The organism is Flavobacterium sp. 270, assembly GCF_004368785.1.
Taxonomy (GTDB): Bacteria; Bacteroidota; Bacteroidia; order Flavobacteriales; family Flavobacteriaceae; genus Flavobacterium.
The window spans coordinates 604,627-622,001 of sequence record NZ_SODM01000003.1 but is presented as its reverse complement, the minus strand read 5'-3'; the positions used below and the strand labels follow the sequence as shown (position 1 = coordinate 622,001).

13 protein-coding genes and 1 other RNA gene are annotated in these 17,375 nt (G+C 33.8%); 6 read left to right on the top strand and 8 right to left on the bottom strand.

From position 1 onward, the window contains the following. Positions 1 to 112: 112 nt before the first annotated feature. The 3 genes from EV144_RS14255 to EV144_RS14245 all read right to left on the bottom strand — a co-directional run bounded on the left by EV144_RS14255 (position 113) and on the right by EV144_RS14245 (position 5,948). Positions 113 to 1,135 (bottom strand): glycosyl hydrolase family 18 protein, encoded by a 1,023-nt coding sequence (locus EV144_RS14255; RefSeq protein ID WP_134149807.1) that lies wholly within the window; start codon positions 1,133 to 1,135, stop codon positions 113 to 115. A gap of 86 nt (positions 1,136 to 1,221) precedes the next feature. Continuing rightward, complete coding sequence (locus EV144_RS14250) at positions 1,222 to 2,739, bottom strand: SusD/RagB family nutrient-binding outer membrane lipoprotein (RefSeq protein ID WP_134149806.1); 1,518 nt, start codon at positions 2,737 to 2,739, stop codon at positions 1,222 to 1,224. A gap of 11 nt (positions 2,740 to 2,750) precedes the next feature. Beyond that, positions 2,751 to 5,948, bottom strand: a complete 3,198-nt coding sequence (locus tag EV144_RS14245; protein WP_166670577.1) for a SusC/RagA family TonB-linked outer membrane protein — start codon at positions 5,946 to 5,948, stop codon at positions 2,751 to 2,753. Positions 5,949 to 6,222: 274 nt separating this feature from the next. Between EV144_RS14245 and EV144_RS14240 the strand changes: the two genes are divergently transcribed. The 3 genes from EV144_RS14240 (at position 6,223) to EV144_RS14230 (ending at position 9,614) form a co-directional block, all read left to right on the top strand. Continuing rightward, complete coding sequence (locus tag EV144_RS14240) at positions 6,223 to 7,275, top strand: sensor histidine kinase (protein ID WP_134149802.1); 1,053 nt, start codon at positions 6,223 to 6,225, stop codon at positions 7,273 to 7,275. Beyond that, on the top strand, positions 7,265 to 7,966 hold the full coding sequence (locus tag EV144_RS14235; RefSeq protein WP_134149800.1) for a LytR/AlgR family response regulator transcription factor: 702 nt from the start codon (positions 7,265 to 7,267) through the stop codon (positions 7,964 to 7,966). The genes EV144_RS14240 and EV144_RS14235 overlap by 11 nt, the downstream gene beginning before the upstream one ends. 178 nt (positions 7,967 to 8,144) lie before the next feature. Continuing rightward, positions 8,145 to 9,614 (top strand): MFS transporter, encoded by a 1,470-nt coding sequence (locus EV144_RS14230; RefSeq protein WP_134149799.1) that lies wholly within the window; start codon positions 8,145 to 8,147, stop codon positions 9,612 to 9,614. Positions 9,615 to 9,785: 171 nt separating this feature from the next. Here the strand turns inward: EV144_RS14230 and EV144_RS14225 are convergent, their stop codons facing one another. From EV144_RS14225 to ffs, 4 genes are all read right to left on the bottom strand, one after another. Further along, entirely contained in the window at positions 9,786 to 10,280 is a 495-nt protein-coding gene (locus EV144_RS14225) for a hypothetical protein (protein ID WP_134149797.1), read from the bottom strand. A gap of 88 nt (positions 10,281 to 10,368) precedes the next feature. After that, on the bottom strand, positions 10,369 to 11,025 hold the full coding sequence (fsa, locus tag EV144_RS14220; protein ID WP_134149796.1) for a fructose-6-phosphate aldolase: 657 nt from the start codon (positions 11,023 to 11,025) through the stop codon (positions 10,369 to 10,371). 475 nt (positions 11,026 to 11,500) lie between these two features. Next, a complete protein-coding gene (locus EV144_RS14215) occupies positions 11,501 to 12,304 on the bottom strand; it encodes an SDR family oxidoreductase (protein ID WP_134149794.1) in 804 nt (267 codons plus the stop codon). A gap of 96 nt (positions 12,305 to 12,400) precedes the next feature. After that, an RNA gene (gene ffs, locus EV144_RS14210) (signal recognition particle sRNA small type) lies at positions 12,401 to 12,498 on the bottom strand. An 88-nt stretch (positions 12,499 to 12,586) separates the two neighbouring features. Between ffs and EV144_RS14205 the strand changes: the two genes are divergently transcribed. Next, positions 12,587 to 13,642: a glutaminyl-peptide cyclotransferase gene (locus EV144_RS14205; protein WP_134149793.1), complete on the top strand. Its 1,056-nt coding sequence runs from the start codon at positions 12,587 to 12,589 to the stop codon at positions 13,640 to 13,642. A 364-nt stretch (positions 13,643 to 14,006) separates the two neighbouring features. Continuing rightward, positions 14,007 to 15,245, top strand: coding sequence for an imidazolonepropionase (hutI, locus tag EV144_RS14200; RefSeq protein ID WP_134149791.1), 1,239 nt, complete (start codon positions 14,007 to 14,009; stop codon positions 15,243 to 15,245). Between the two features lie 102 nt (positions 15,246 to 15,347). Here the strand turns inward: hutI and EV144_RS14195 are convergent, their stop codons facing one another. Beyond that, on the bottom strand, positions 15,348 to 16,226 hold the full coding sequence (locus EV144_RS14195) for a hypothetical protein (RefSeq protein WP_134149789.1): 879 nt from the start codon (positions 16,224 to 16,226) through the stop codon (positions 15,348 to 15,350). A 97-nt stretch (positions 16,227 to 16,323) separates the two neighbouring features. On the opposite strand from EV144_RS14195, the gene EV144_RS14190 reads away from it, so the two are divergent. Beyond that, positions 16,324 to 17,361 carry a formimidoylglutamase gene (locus EV144_RS14190; RefSeq protein ID WP_134149787.1) on the top strand — a complete coding sequence of 346 codons (1,038 nt, stop codon included), beginning with the start codon at positions 16,324 to 16,326 and terminating at the stop codon, positions 17,359 to 17,361. Positions 17,362 to 17,375 lie beyond the last annotated feature (14 nt).

Sequence of the window (17,375 nt, the reverse complement as noted above, 5' to 3'; positions counted from 1 at the left end):
TATCAAACTATTAAAATCTTATATTCTATAAATCTTTAACATAACATTTTAATATTCCGGCTTATTTTAGAAATTGTTGTTTGGAGGAAAAATAATGTCGTTTGCAGCATTTCTAATTGCCACAAAGCGTTGTAGTCTTAATCTTTAATTCGTTATATTTTTTATGAATGACTTCTAAAAGCGAATATTCATCAAAAGAATCTTGTGCGAGTTCCCAAATCATTATACCGCCAGTATTTTGTGCTGCATATTCTACTTTTGCTGCAATTGTTGGTCTTCCGTTATAATATATTTTGCCAACCTCATCCTGATCTGCAAATTGAGTTCCAGCCTGTACAATTTGACTGTATGTAGAACTGGTAACGGGTGTAAACGTAAAATTATAACCATAAAAAGGTACTCCTAATGTTAGTTTTTCGCTTGGAACATTTTGCAGTTTGTGCCAAAAGTTTATTCCTTCTTTCGCAAAATCCAGAGAACTGTGCTGACCTGGATTGTTTGGCGTCCACGGGCCTGTGCTGTCATAAGCCATTATGTTTAAAAAATCGAACGCATTTAATGCCGATGCAGTTATATTTTCAAAACGAGAATTATTAGGCAATGCTGCAGTTAATATTTTTTTATGTTCGGTAAGACTTTTTCTTAATTCTAAAACAAAACCGCTATAGCCAGATGTTACAGCATTCCATTCTAAATCTACATCTACACCGTCTAGTTTATGAAGTTCTACAAAGTTTAGTATGTTTTGAATAAAGGCCGGTCTGTTTTCAGGTTTATCAATTAATAAAGACCAATTGGAAGCTTGTTCTTCTGAAATTACTCCTCCTGCTAGAGAAATACTTATTATAATATTTGGGTTAACAGATTTAGCATATTTAATAAGTCCGTCTATATCTCCTGTAAAAATGATATTTCCGTTTTTATCCGGATTAGCAAAGGCAACATTGAGATGTGTTAATTTGCAAAACGGAATGGATGTCATTTTATTAGTATTATCCGATGATAAATAGCCTACAACACGAGCGGTTTTTATTTTTGTATCATCTCTATCGGAATCTTTTGATGTACAACTGTAAACTGAAATGAGTGAACTTATAAAAAAGAGAATGCCTAATAAGGCTTTATTTTTTATCATAATTTTTAATTTAAACTTGTTGTTTTTAATTTAATTAGATTTGAAACAGCACCTTATTAGGCATAATTCTATATTTTAGGATTGATTTAGTTTACATCCCACCAAACTTTATTTGTCCATTCATTTTTGCCTCCCATTCTTGATAAAGCATCTAAATAATTGGCTTGATTTTTCTGCATTTCATCATTTGGATAATACAAACGGGTTGGCACTACGCCTCCTGTTTCAGAATCTGGATTGGTTATTGGCAATAAATGCGGATATCCTGTTCTTCTCCAGTTTGAATAGGCTTCTATACTATTAAATAAATACGTAACCCAAAGTTGTGTTGCAATTTGCTCTTTCTCTTTTCCTGCCACTAAAGGTTTGGCAGCTAAATAAGTATTGATACTGGTCTGACTTGCTGCAGGCGCTCCATAAACTTCTAATTGTTTGATACCTGCTTCTACTCCTTTTTTGTAATAATCTCCAGCTACACCAGCAACCCAGCCTCTAAAAGCTGCTTCTGCTAATAATAATTGAGATTCTGAATACGTTACATGTATAAAAGGAGTTGTTTTCAATTTTAAATAAGGCTGAATACCAGAAATCGCATTTGATCCGCCCGGCATTTCCCATTGAAAAACTCCCGGAGTATTACCAACATACAATTCTTCTCCCGGTGCTGGCGCTCCCCAGTTCATTCCTCCTGTTTTAGCAGTAGCAAGCATGGTTAATCTTGGATCTCCGTTATTTCTTAAATAATCAATCATTAAAGAACTAAAGTGATCGCCATTTTCGTTTCCGATAAAAGCGTATGATAATCCGTTACCTCTAAAATCTAATGCTCCCGGAGTATCATTAAACGGAAAATCTAAATGATGCATGATACAATTGTCTGCATTGCTTTCAAAAACACCATTTGCCAATGCGGCTTTGGCTTGTTTTTCTGCTTCAACAGGGCTTACTTCAGATATTCTCATTGCCAGACGTAAACGCATTGTGTTGGCCAATTTTTTCCATTTTGTAATATCTCCATTATAAAACAAATCCCCTTTTACATCGCCTCCGCCAGCACTTAACTGTGTAAAAGCTTCATCTAATTCTTTAAAAAAGGCATTATAAATATCTTGTTGTTTGTCATATTTAGGAGTTACAATCCCTTTAGAAAAACCTTGTCCTGCCTCAGAATAAGGAACATCTCCATACATATCTGTAATACGCTGTGCGATCATTACTCTCATAATTTTGGCAACCGCATTCATATTTACAGATTCAGGATTTGCACTGGTTTTTTCAATAACATCAACAATGCCTTTCATTTCATTAGAATATCCATTTCTCCAAAGTGCCGTTGCATAGTCATCATTTTTTTTGAATTTACTACCAAACTCTGTTACGTTCCATGCACCTGCATAATGCTGCACAAATCCTCCTGAATAAATCAGATTGGCTCTCCATTGGTAATATCCATCTCCAGACATGCACAATTGAGCAAAGGAAAGCTGGCCTGCAGGATTTGAAGATAACGCCACTGGATCTTTCTCCAGTGCGTCAAAGTTTTCTGTACAGCCAACCACCGTATATGCTGCAAGTATGGCTGTTATTATATGTTTAAATTTCATAATTTCTTTTTTTAGAATGTAACTTTAATATTAAAACCATACGATTTTCTAAATGGCAATGAACCATACTCAAAACCTTGTCCGTTTCCTGAAGTGTACATAGACTCAGGATCAATGTTTGGTAAATCTTTATTAAAAGTCAATAGATTTCTTGCGAATGCCGAAATGTAGATCGAGCTAATTTTTGCACCGCTGTAAACACTTTTAGGAATTGAATATCCTAAACTTACCTCTCTAAGTTTTACATAAGAAGCATCATAAATAAATGGCGCTGGTGTATTATTAAATACTGATGTCCAGTAATCCTGAGGGTTTACAGGAGTTGTATTTTTTACATAAACAGGATTAGCTTCTGTTCCAGTATTTACTACTCCATTTGCTACATAACCTGCTGTAGGAATCCAAGTCGCCTGACTAAAGTTTGGATCATTTGCAACTGCTTGTGCTCTTGCAGCATTGTAAGCATCTCTTCCTTCTGTCGTAACATCCAGAAGTCCTTTTTGCGCAGCAAGTGAGTTGGTCATAGAATATACATCCATTCCAAATTTCATATCAATCAAGAACTGAAGTGTAATTCCTTTATAAGAAAAACGGTTGGTTAAACCTGCAGACCAGTCTGGAAGACCTTTTCCTAAAGCAACTTTAGCATCTGTGTAAACAGGCAGACCGTTTGCACCAACTATCATTTCCCCAGAAGGTGTTCTTTCGAAATCTTTACCAATAATAGTTCCGTATTGACCTCCAACCTGCGCAACAATTGCTGCACCAGCCCAACGCGCTTCTGAAATTGTATACGTGTCAATTTGCGGATGAAGAGAAATAATAGAGTTTTTGTTTTTCGAAAAGTTCAAATCAATTCCCCATTCAAAATCTTTTGTTTTAATTGGTGTACCAGACAAGAATACCTCTATACCTTCATTACGTAATTTCCCAGCATTAACAGAAAGAAATTCGTAACCTGAAGTTGCAGAAGAAGGTAAATCAAGTGTTTGATCTGATGTATCTTCACGGTATACCGTAATATCGGCTTTTAATCTGTTTTTAAAGAAAGCTGTTTCAAGACCAAATTCAACTCCTGTTTTAGATTGGTACGTTAAATTAGCATTTGGCGCCGCTGTATTTTTAATGTTTACAACACTACCTCCATTATAAGAAGAATAAGTAGTATAATTTAAAGCATTTTTATAAGCTCCCGGTGCATTTGAAACCTGAGCCCAAGATCCTCTTAATTTACCATAAGAGAATGTATCACTTTGAAGCCCCAGAGCATCAGAGAAAATAAATCCTAATGAACCTGCAGGATAAAAAGCACTGTTATCACCACTATTAATAACGCTAAACCAATCGTTTCTTCCTGTAAACTCGGCATATAAATATCCTTTATAATCTAGTTTTGCAGAACCATAAACCGAATTTGTTCTTGTTTTGGTTTCTAGTGGCGCATTTTCAGTTTGATTTGAGAAGTTACTTATATATTCTGTACCTGGCTCAATAATATTTGTTCCAAATCTTGAATTTGCTGATCTTCTAAAATCTCTTCTACTTGTACCTAAGATACCTGAGAAAGTTAAATCTTTTGCCAATTTAATTTCACTGAAAGTAGCTATGATATCCGTATTCTGTTCTGAAACGGTTATGTTTTCTAATCCTAAATAACCAAGATCTCTTCCTGGCCAAGTACTTCCTTTTGCCATAAAATCTTTTGAACCAAAAGTATAAGTATCTAAACCAGTTCTAAAAGTTAAACCAACCCATTTTTTAAGCTGATATGTTCCTGTAACATTCCCCATAAAACGATTTTTCTTAGACGAGTTATGGTTTTCGTTTACAACCCAATATGGATTTAATAAATACACATTGTTGTTCCATTGGTACATTGAACCATCTACTGGATTTACAGCATTTTGAAGCCATGCCTGATCAATATTTGGTGCTAAACCGCTTAAAGAATATCCAACGTTATTTGGAGAATCTCCTAAACCTGGTCTGTTGTCTGTATTTTCAACCATATAATTTACGTTGGCATCCAAAGTAAATTTGTCTGATTTTAAAGTAGCATTTAAACTTGCATCGTTTCTTTCTAAACCAGAACCCGGAATTACATCATCGTTTTTAAGATTATTATATCCAAAACGAACAAATGCATTGTCGCTTCCGCCAGAAACTGCAATTCCGTTTGTAGTTGTGAATCCAGTTCTAAAGAAATCCTGAATATTATTATCTACTTTGGCATACGGTCTCATTGAACCATCAAATATTTTAACCTGTTGTCCTACAGTTTCTGAAAATTTAGGTCCCCATGCATTTGTAGTGTAACCATAAATTTCTGAAGGCGCTTTTGCCGGATCTGGTAAAATACCGTTTGATCCTGTACCATATTCCGTTTGATAATCATTGTATTTAGCATTTACTCGGTCAAAGTTCACGCCGCTGGTTAATTCGACCTGAAGTTTTCCTTTGCTTCCTTTTTTAGTAGTAATTAAAATTACACCGTTTAATGCTCTAGATCCGTATAATGCCGCAGCAGCCGCACCTTTTAATACCGTAAGACTTTCGATATTATTTGGGTTGATGCTCGAGATACCGTCTCCACTGTCTCTTCCGTCAAACCATTTACTTGTTGCCGCGCTGTCGTTAGACAAACCACTATTATCAATCGGAACTCCATCTACAATATAAAGCGGCTGATTACTTTCGCCTATACTCGAAATACCTCTAATAATTACTCTTGTACTTCCGCCCACACCCGTTGCAGGAATAGAAACATCAACACCGGCAACTCTCCCAGAAAGTGCCGTTGCCACATTAGTTGTAATTACTTTGCTTAACTGGTCTCCTTTTACATCCTGTACTGCATAACCCAGTTCCTTCTTTTGTCTTTTAATACCCAAAGCCGTTACAACAACTTCGTTAAGATTCTGTGCATCTTCTGTAAGAGACGCGTTTACCTGAGCTCCGTCGTTAACGGTTGCTTTTGTAGTTTTAAACCCAATGTACGAAAACACTAAAACATCTCCTTTTGATGCCTGAATGCTGTACATTCCATCGTAATCTGTCTGACTGGCTTTTACCGTTCCTTCAATAAGAACTGTTACTCCCGGTAACGGTAATCCGCGATGATCGGTCACCAATCCTTTAACTGTTTTTACTTGCGCCAGCGCAAACTGGGTCGTAAAAGCAATCAAGATAATTAACACTTTTTGTTTCATTTTTATCATGGTTTTGTTAGTTAAGCGATAAAATTATTGTTAAAATTAACATAAATAAAACTTTTTAAACAAACAGCACCATTGTTTAAACAAACGACACAAAACAATCAACATTACGTTTTTCGAAAACGTTATACTTAAAAAATAAATTACACTTTAGCTTTTTTTATAAAATTTTATTCAAAAAAATTGTCATTTAGCAACTAATTGTTTAAAGTTGCACAATAATTACATTAAAGGTCCAATAAACTCAAAACGCCAATTCAACTTTAAATTGAAAGAAATTCAAAAATTAAAATTTGATATCAAACTGCAAAATCACTTTTGGTTTTGGGGAAGTTATTTTACACTAAATTTTTTAAGATGGGGAGCTTATTTTAATGATTATCCTTATTCTTTCAAATCCAATCTTATTGAATTCTCGCTTCATATACCTTTAGTCTATTTTAATCTTTTTGTTTTAGTTCCAAAATTTGTTTTAAAACAGAAATACATTCAATATACCATTGCATTACTAATAAGTTTGTTTGGAATTTATTTATTAAAAACCGCTCTTACCTATTATATTATATCCGAAAATATCTGGCCTGAAGCCAATCGTGAATATCATCCATTTGAAATCAATCACATTGTAGCCGTTTGTATTGGAGAATTGTATGTGCTTGCTATGGCATCTTCAGTTTATCTTACTTTAACCTGGCTGAGAGAACGTGAAAGAAATCGTTCACTAAGAGAAAACCAATTTAAGATCAAGTTGAAATATCTGGAAAATCAGATTCAGCCGCATTTCTTTTTCAATACCTTAAATAATTTATATGCGCTGTCTTTGGAATCTTCTAATAAAGTTCCGGACGTAATTATTAAATTATCTAATTTGATGGAATATGTTTTGTATGATGTAAAAGGAACTAAATATGTTCCGCTGATAAAAGAGATTGATTACATTCAGAATTATATCGAAATCGAAAAGTTACGTTTTGAAAATGTGGAAGTTACAATCAATCTTGAATCTAATATCGAGGATATTGTTGTACCGCCGCTAATCTTTATTTCATTGGTAGAAAACGCCTTTAAACATGGCGGATTAAACAACCGAAACCTAAAAATTAAAATCAACTGTAAAGTTATTGATAATAAAATGTTAGATTTTGAAATCCTAAATAATTTTGTAATTTCACAAAATATTAATCATAAAGGTGGTATCGGACTCATTAATACCAAGAAAAGATTAAAGCTTATTTACAAAAACAATTTCAGTTTAAAACATTCAACAAAACTCAACTACTATATAATCCGATTACAAATACCTATTGATAATGAAAATTAAATGCGTGTTGATTGATGATGAGCCATTAGCTATCAAAGTCCTGCAAAATTATTTTACCAATTTTACAGATTTTGAAGTCGTTGCTACATTCAATAATTCTCTGGAAGCGCTGGATTTTATCAACAGTACTCCTGTCGATGCCGTATTTCTGGATATCAATATGCCAATGATGACCGGATTTGAATTGATTAGTTTAATCGAAAACAAAACCAAAGTAATCATTACAACTGCATTTAGAGAATTTGCAGCAGAAAGTTATGATCTTGATGTTTTAGATTATTTAGTAAAACCAATTCCGTTACCACGTTTTATAAAATGCATAAATAAAATCACAACCGAGTTTAACCTAAAAAACAATATAAAAGTAGAAACCACAAAAGGCGATTCTCATATTTTTATTAAGGTGGACAAAAAAATGATGAAAATTAATATTGAAGAAATATTATTCATCGAAGGAATGAAAGAATACATTAAAGTTGTAACACCAGATAAAACTTACATAACACACAAATCTTTGACATCATTGTCTGAAGAATTACCTGCCGACCGCTTCCTGCGCATTCATAAATCTTACGTAATTGCGCTAAACAAGGTCAAATCTATAGAAGGAAACCGTATTCAGATACAATCCTACACCATTCCTATTGGCAGAAACTACAGTAAAGAAGTAAAAAACAAGATTTTGGAGTAAAAAAGGGCGAAAAACTCCAATTTTTAATACCTTAAAAACTAACACTTTGTTGAAAAAATACTGTCGTTCGTTTAAATTTAACATTATTTCTGTCTAATAATTTTTTTTTGATACGTCTAACAAATATATTTACGGTCTTCAAAAAACATATTAAATAAAAATTAACCTTACTTCTATTATGAGTTCAGAAAATGTACAAACCAAATGGGGGCAGTTTATCTCGTTGATAATCGTCTTCTTTTTTTGGGGGTTTGTTGGTTCAGCCAATGATATCCTTATTCCAGTGTTCAAAAAAGTATTTACTTTATCACAAGTTCAGTCACAATTAGTTGCCTGGGCTTTTTATGCAGCATACTTTGTTGGATCAATTATCTTCTTTTTAGTATCACTAAAATCAGATGTATTACAAAAATTCGGATACAAAAAAACACTTTCTGCAGGACTACTCCTTTCTGCTGTAGGCTCATTTTTATTCGTTCCGGCTGCAACAATGCAAAGTTTTCCTTTCTTCTTAACAGCTTTATTTACTGTTGGTTTAGGATTTTCAATTCAGCAGATTGTAGCAAACCCTTTAGCAATTAAAATGGGAAGTCCAGAAACTGGAGCGCACCGTTTAACATTGGCTGGAGGTGTAAACTCTTTCGGAACAACAATTGGTGCAATCTTATTAGGAATTGCATTATTTGGAATGGGAGATAACAAAAAAACAAACCTTTCTCTAGAAGATATCAAATTACCGTTTATCATTTTAGGTCTTGCTTTTATCGTAGTAGCTGTTTTCATGAACTTTTCTAAGATCGAAGATCCTGCAAAAGTTGACGAAGAAGAAGTAAAAGTTGCACATTCAAAATTCAACATCTTAGATTACCCACAATTATACTTAGGAATGTTGGGAATCTTTATTTACGTAGGAACTGAGGTTACAATCATTAGTAATTTACCAGCTTTATTAAAAACGACTGAATTCGGAAGTATCTTAGAAGATGCTATTGCGCCTTTTATTGCATTATACTGGGGAAGTTTAATGATTGGCCGTTGGAATGGTGGTGTTAACGTTTTCAACACTTCAAACCTTGTAAATATTGCACTTAAATTTATCGTTCCTGCTTTAGGATTTGGAGTAATTATCGGAGCTAATATTTTTGCGGCACACGATGTTTCTTCATTCTACATTTACCCATTCTGGATTTTATTGTTTATTGCAGTAAGTTTTGCAGGAGGAAAAAATGCTGGAAAAACATTAATGCTTTTCGGAATTTCTGGTCTATTAATGATGGTTTTAGGATTGGCTTGGCCAAATCCGGAAATTGCTAAATTCTTCTTTATCTCAGGAGGTTTATTCTTATCTATTATGTGGCCTTCAATCTTCGATTTAGCGATCGCAGGATTAGGAAAAAACACAGGAAAAGCATCTTCATTCTTAATTATGATGATTCTTGGTGGTGGTGTAATTCCATTAATCCAAGGAAGTATTTGTGATTTAGACGCTACAAATCCAAACGGAATTATGGGTATCTCGTTTACACACTTCTCTTACATTGTACCACTTTTAGGTTTTGCATACTTAGCATTTTATGGTTTCTATTGCCCTAAAATATTAAAAAAACAAGGAGTTAGCCATGTAATCAGCGAAGGCGGAGGACACTAATTCTCTAAGAAAACATAAAAAAAGTCCCGTTTTACATTGTAAAACGGGACTTTTTTTATGCTCGTACTCGTCATTGCGAGGAACAAAGCAATCTCATTTGCAAATTAAACTTTGTATCATTATAGTGAGATTGCTTCGTTCCTCGCAATGACAATTAGTTTGGAATTTAAATTACTTCGCCGTCATAACAGCCTTCAAATTCTTTTTAAACAAAGCCTTATTTTGATCCGAAATTGTATAAATAACATCTTTATCAGCATGAACAATGATTTTATCGATATGAGCATCTAAAAGCGCTTTTGGATCTTTTATTCTTAAAGTGCAAGCACCGTCAAAAAAACCATCATCCTCAATGACCTTTTTTGTTTTCAAAATTGTACCGTCACTCAACACCGCAGAAATTGTCATTTCCTTATTCAGCGTTTTGGAATAAAATCCATCCATTACCAACATAAGCCGATAGGAATTTTTCATTTCAGGACCTTTAAACTCATGCCTTGTAATATTATATCGCAGCCCTTTTGCCAGCGACTGAAACTTAACTGAACAATCCAGTTCGTAAGTTGCAACATCGCCTGCTTCATTTACACTAGTTATTACTTTAGCCTGTGCACTTACCTGTAAAACAGCTCCTAAAAACATCCAAATAATAAATAACTTTTTCATATACAGAGTTTTACAACATATAAAAATAAAAAAAATCGCTGTCTTTCTTACAAAAAACAGCGATTAATTATAATTATTTAAGTAAAAACTACTTGTTACCTTTCTCGAAATCAGCAACAAACTGCGCTAATCCGATATCAGTCAATGGGTGTTTCAATAAACCATAAATAGCAGAAAGAGGTCCAGTCATAACGTCAGCACCAATTTTAGCACAGTTTACAATATGCATAGTGTGACGAACAGAAGCAGCCAAAATTTGAGTTTCGTAACCGTAGTTATCGTAAATCTCTCTAATTTCCTGAATCAAGTTTAAACCATCTACAGAAACATCATCCAAACGACCAATAAAAGGAGAAACATAAGTTGCCCCAGCTTTAGCAGCCAATAAAGCCTGACCAGCAGAGAATACTAAAGTAACGTTAGTTTTAATTCCTTTATCAGAAAAATATTTAGCAGCCATAACACCTTCTTTTGTCATAGGCAGTTTTACCACGATTTGGTCATGCAATTCAGCCAATTCTTCACCTTCTTTAACCATTCCGTCAAAGTCCAGCGCGTTAACTTCAGCACTCACATCACCTTCAACAAGATTACAAATGTCAACGTAATGCTTCAAAATATTATCTTTTCCGGTAATACCTTCTTTCGCCATCAACGACGGATTTGTAGTTACACCATCCAAAACACCTAAAGCCTGTGCTTCTTTAATCTGAGCTAAATTAGCTGTGTCAATAAAAAATTTCATATCTATTTAAATTTAATTGTGTTCATAATTGGGGCTTGACCCCATTTCCAAAGGCGCACTCACCAAGCCGCTTATTCGCGCCTGAAGTAAATGCGGTCGTCCCGATAACTATCGGGAGCACTACTTCGGTAGTTTGCTCCTATCTCTCACGCAGACAGCTGTAAAATTACAACATATAAACGTGGAATTATAAATATCAGAAAATCAATTTCCGATAATTATATGAAGTGGTAAAAGTAAAGGTTTAAAATTTTAATTCAAAATAAATGGAGGTTAGAGAAAAGTCTTTTGAAAAACAGTTTGTTAGAATTTATTTTAATGATAACATATACGAATGCTGGCGCGAGCGTCTCGCTCGTGAACGCAAAGAATTAGAAAACACGATATAATTAACATTGATAAAAATGATTGCGGGCACGAGCGGGACGCTCGCGCTAGCGATATTAAATCGAAACTAATAAATCTTCCGAAATAATTACAACTTATAATGATTCATCAACATCTTCTCATAAACCGTATCAGGAAGAATACGTTTTAATACAATTGAAAATTTCTGCATAAAAACCCCAACTTTGTAATGAACGTTTGGCTTTTTAGCCTGCATAATTTTATAAATTGCTTCCGCCATTTCGTTCGGATTACTTCCTGCATCAACATGGTCGTTCATTGTCGAAAGTGTATCTCCGTAAACTTTCTCATAAGCAGAACCTGAAATAACCGGCGCATGATAACGACCAGCTGCAATATTAGTAGCAAAGTCACCTGGCGCGACATTTGTAATATTAATTCCGAAGGATTTTACTTCCATACGCAAAGCTTCAGTAATTAATTCTAAAGCACCTTTAGAAGCTGAATAAACGCTTCTGTAAGGCAATCCCATATATCCGGCGATCGATGTAATATTAATGATCAAGCCTGATTTTTGCTCACGCATTTGTGGCAGTGCAGCTTTCATAACCTCAATTGGGCCAAAGAAATTAGTTTCGAAGTTATTCTTGATTTCTTCCATCGGAATTTCTTCCAAAGGTCCTGTAATTCCAACTCCAGCATTATTAATCACAACATCCAGACGTCCCGTATTTGCAATAATTTTTGAAACAGCAGATTTTATCGATTCAACATTACGAACATCTAAAGCCACAAGAGGAAAAATAGAATTGAGTACTTTTTCAGGATTTCGGCTGGTTCCGTAAACTGTGTAACCTTTTTGGTGTAAAAATTCACCAATAGATTTTCCGATTCCTGATGATCCTCCGGTAATTAAAACGACTTTGCTCATAATGTAGGTTGTAAATTATATTGTTTAGGAATGTCCAAAAATAAAAAAATCTTCCGATAAGGGAAGATTACAAATTAAATAATTCTAAAAATAAAAAAATGGCAAGCGACCTACATCGCACCGCTCAACCACGTACCCTTGCTATGTTCCCATCCTGGGGGAGTCTGCAGGAGCTGGTCGTGTAGGACTTGCCGGTGCAAATATACAATCTTTTTATATTTTTGCAAGAGCTTTGTTGCTATAAAAATATCGTCGTATATTGGCTTATTCAAATTTTTAACTATGAAAAAATATAACTTCCTAACTTTCATTTTATTAGGAATAACATTAATTGGATGTAACGGTGCAAAAAAAGGTGAAAATTCTTTATTTACTATCGATGATTCTGCTTTTCCAGCTCATTTTACACCAAAAGAATCGGTTTCTTTCAATATTTCAAACCCAAATTCCAAAGAAATTGATAGTACAGTTTACTTTGTAAACGATAAAAAAGTTGGTAGTACTAAAGGTGCAGAAAAATTTAAATTTGATTTGAAAGATCAAAAATTGGGATATCAGTATCTAAAAGCGACTGTTTATTTCGGTGGAGATTCTTCTGATGCCACTCAAAGAATTGAACTGGTTTCGGATATTGAACCAAAACTTTTAAAATTTACAATCGTAAATACATTTCCACACGATACAGCTTCATTTACCGAAGGTCTGGAATTTCACAATGATACTTTATATGAAAGTACAGGAAAAGAAGAACATTCTTATTTAAGAAAATACGATTATAAAACTGGAAAAATCTTCAAACAAATTGATCTTGATAAAAAGTATTTTGGAGAAGGAATTACATTTATTAATGGTAAATTATTTCAATTAACCTGGCAAAACAAAACTGGTTTTATTTACGATGCCAAGACATTAAAATTAGAAAAAACATTTACTTACGATAAAGATATCGAAGGCTGGGGAATGACAAATGATGGTAAATATATTTATCAAACCGATAAAACGGAGAAGATTTGGAAAATGGATCCTGCAACTCAAAAAATGATAGACTATATTAATGTATATTCGGGAGCATCAAAAATTAAGGCAATTAATGAATTGGAATGGATTAACGGAAAAATCTATACCAATGTTTGGTTTAAGGATGCAATTGCTGTTGTAAATCCGGCAAACGGAGCTGTTGAGGGAATTTTAAACCTTACTGATCTTCGTAAAAAAATGAGCAGTAAAATTTCCAAAGAAGATGTTTTAAATGGTATTGCTTACAATCCTAAAACTAAAACTATTTTTGTTACCGGAAAAAATTGGGAGAAAATGTTTGAAATAACAGTTTCAGAATGAATTTAGAAAACGATATCAAAACACGAATTTCACAAATTTTCACGAATTAAATTAGTAGTGATGATTTTACGGAATTATGGTTACAGAATAAATTAGAAACTTTATCAAAACACGAATTTCACAAATTTTCACGAATTAAATTATTAGTGCTGATTTTGTGGAATTATGGCTACAGAATAAATTAGAAACTTTATCAAAACACGAATTTCACAAATTTTCACGAATTAAATTAGTAGTGCTGATTTTGTGGAATTATGGTTACAGAATAAATTAGAAACTTTATCAAAACGCGAATTTCACAAATTTCACGAATTAAATTATTAGTGATAATTTGTGAAATTTGTGTTTATAACACCTCCTTAAAATGACGACTTTAATTATCAACATACAAGAATTGCTTCAGGTTCGTGAAACTTCAGTTTCTAAAGTTTCGGGAGCAGAAATGGCTATTCTTCCAACTATCAAAAATGCTTTTTTGCTGATAAAAGATAATCTTATTGCTGATTTCGGCGAAATGAAAAATCTTCCAGAAATCAAAGCGGATAAAGTTATAGACGCAACTGGAAAAGTTGTTTTGCCTTCTTGGTGCGACAGCCACACGCATATTGTTTATGCTGGTAATCGCGAGCAAGAATTTGTGGATCGCATAAACGGACTTTCGTACGAGGAAATTGCCAATCGTGGCGGCGGGATTTTAAATTCGGCTAAAAAACTGAACGAAACTTCAGAAGATGAAATTTACGAGCAATCTAAAGTTCGCTTAGAAGAAGTTATGCGTTTAGGAACCGGAGCTGTAGAAATAAAATCAGGTTACGGCTTAACTGTTGAAGGTGAATTAAAAATGCTTCGCGTTATTCAAAAACTAGCTTCAAATTATCCAATTACGATTAAAGCTACATTTTTAGGCGCTCATGCTTTTCCTTCGCATTATAAAGAAAATAAAAACGGGTACATTGATGAAATTATCACTAAAATGCTCCCTGAAATTGCTCAAAATAAACTCGCTGATTATGTTGATGTTTTTTGCGAAACGGGTTATTTTTCTGTTGAAGAAACCGAAAAAATAATGCAAGCCGGCATACAACACGGTTTAGTTCCAAAAATTCATGTAAACCAATTTAATTCTATTGGAGGAATTCAGGCTGGAATCAAATTTAAAGCGCTTTCTGTCGATCATCTCGAAGTAATGAACCCAGAAGACATTGAAGCTTTAAAAAACACAGAAACGATGCCTGTTGCTTTACCGTCGTGTTCTTATTTTTTAAGCATTCCATATACACCTGCGCGCGAAATGATTACAGCTGGTTTACCAATTGCTCTGGCAACTGATTTTAACCCCGGCTCTACTCCTTCTGGAAATATGAATTTTGTTGTAGCAACAGCTTGTATCAAAATGAAAATGACTCCTGAAGAAGCCATAAATGCTGCAACCCTAAACGGAGCGTATGCAATGGGAGTTTCTGCAACTAACGGAAGTATTACAAAAGGCAAAAAAGCCAATTTGATCCTGACAAAACCTATTTCTTCTTATTATCAGATTCCGTATGCTTTTGGAAGTAATTTAATCGAAAGTGTATTTGTTGAAGGTGAAATTTTAGAATAATCCTCTTCTTTTTTGATTTAAAAAACAATTGATACAAAAAAGGTCTGTGAGAAACTCACAGACCTTTAATATTTTAGTGGTATTATTATCCCTGACGGCTAATTATCTCAATGAGAAACTAGTTTTAGAAACTAATTCATCGTTATCAAAAACATTAATGAAATAAGTTCCTTTTGCGAAATCTTTACCTGGAAGATCCTGTACAACGTTTACAGATTTGTTTTCGTACTGTACTGTAGTTTTAAAACTGTAAGTTAAAGTGTTATCACCAAAACTTTCTGTTTTCTTATCTCCTAAAACATTGCTTTTGGAATCGATAACTTGTACATAATACGTTTTATCTCCAGATTTTGCAATTTGATTTTCAGCAATTGTAAAACTGATTTTTAAAACGTCAGCACGGCTTGCTTTGTCAGTCTCGATTTGTTTTCCTGAGCTTCTCATTTTGTAAGCTGCAGTTTTTGTATTCGAGATTGTTAATTTAGATCCTTTTTCGACAGTTTTAGCCAATTCTTCGTTTTGACCAACTAATACTTCATTGTATTTTTTAGATTCTCCCAAAACTACGATTGTGCTATCTCTCTGAGTTGTTAAAACACCATTTTGTTTTTTCAATTCGTCGTTTTCAGCAACTAAAGTTTTCATTTTACCTTGCATTGCCTGAACCTGAGATTTAAATTTAGACACATCTCCTTTAGACTTGTTCAAGTCATCCATAAGAGCAACTACTTTATCTCTTTCTTGAATTAATTCGTCAGACATAGAAGTGTTTTCAGCGATTGCAGCGTCGTAAGTGGATTTTAATTCCTGCAAATCTTTCATAACAGATTCTTTCTCTGTCAAACTTGTTGTCAGTTCTGTTTTAACTACTTCTGTATCAGAAGAAAGTTTGAAAATATACACTAAGCTACCAATAAGTAGGACTGCTAAAACTGCGATTACCGCTTTTAGACTTGAGTTGTTGTTCTTTGGGTTTTCCATATTTTTAAAAAATTTTCTTAAACAAATTTAAGAATTAATATAAGGTAATAACGTAACTTAATACAATTATATTATTTTTGGAAAATAAATTTTTTTAATGGAGAAATTAATCCCTTTTACTGTTAATGATTTGGCAAAAGTCACAAATCATCGAAGTGGTGAAATAAAGTTTGGAGAAAAAATGATTGTGGTTCCTAAAGGAATCGATAAAATCGAGTTTCTTAAAGAGAGCGAAGCTAAGTATGTACTTTTGGGAATTCCCGAAGATATTGGCGTACGCGCTAATTACGGAAGACCAGGAGCAGCATCTGCATGGGAAAGCGCTATAAAAAGTATTGCCAACATTCAGCACAATCGTTTTTCTAAAGGAAGCCAGATTATTGTTTTGGGACATATTAATGTTGCGGATGAAATGCGTGAGGTTGAAAATTTGGATTTTAACGATATCGACGACCGTTCTAAATTAAGTCAGCTTGTCGAGAAAATCGATAAAGAAGTTTCGCATATTATCTTTACTATAATAAAGGCCGGAAAAACACCTATTATTATTGGCGGTGGTCATAATAATGCTTATGGAAATATTAAAGGTTCGGCTTTGGCCAAAGGAAAACCAATAAACGCCATTAATTTTGATGCGCATTCTGATTTTAGAATTTTAGAAGGACGTCATAGCGGTAACGGATTCTCTTATGCTTATGAAGAAGGTTTTTTAAAAAAATATTTTATTTTTGGTTTACACGAAAATTATACTTCAAAAAGTGTTTTAGATATTATAAAAAAGCTGGAAGACCGCGTACGTTACAATACGTATGACAGTGTAAATATCCGCAAGGAAAAGGATTTCAATAATGAAATGATTTATGCACTGGATTTTATAAAAAATGATGCTTTCGGAATTGAAATTGACTTGGATGCTATTCCTAATATTGCCAGCAGTGCCATGACAATCAGCGGTTTTTCTGTAGAAGAATTGCGCCAGTTTGTATCATTTTTTGCACAGCATAAAAATGCGGCGTATCTGCATATTTGCGAAGGAGCACCAGATCTTGACAATTCACCAAACAATAATTTGATTGGAAAATTAATTGGTTATTTAGTAACTGATTTTATAAAAGCAAACCTTGAAAGAGATTAATTTTCAGCTGGTTT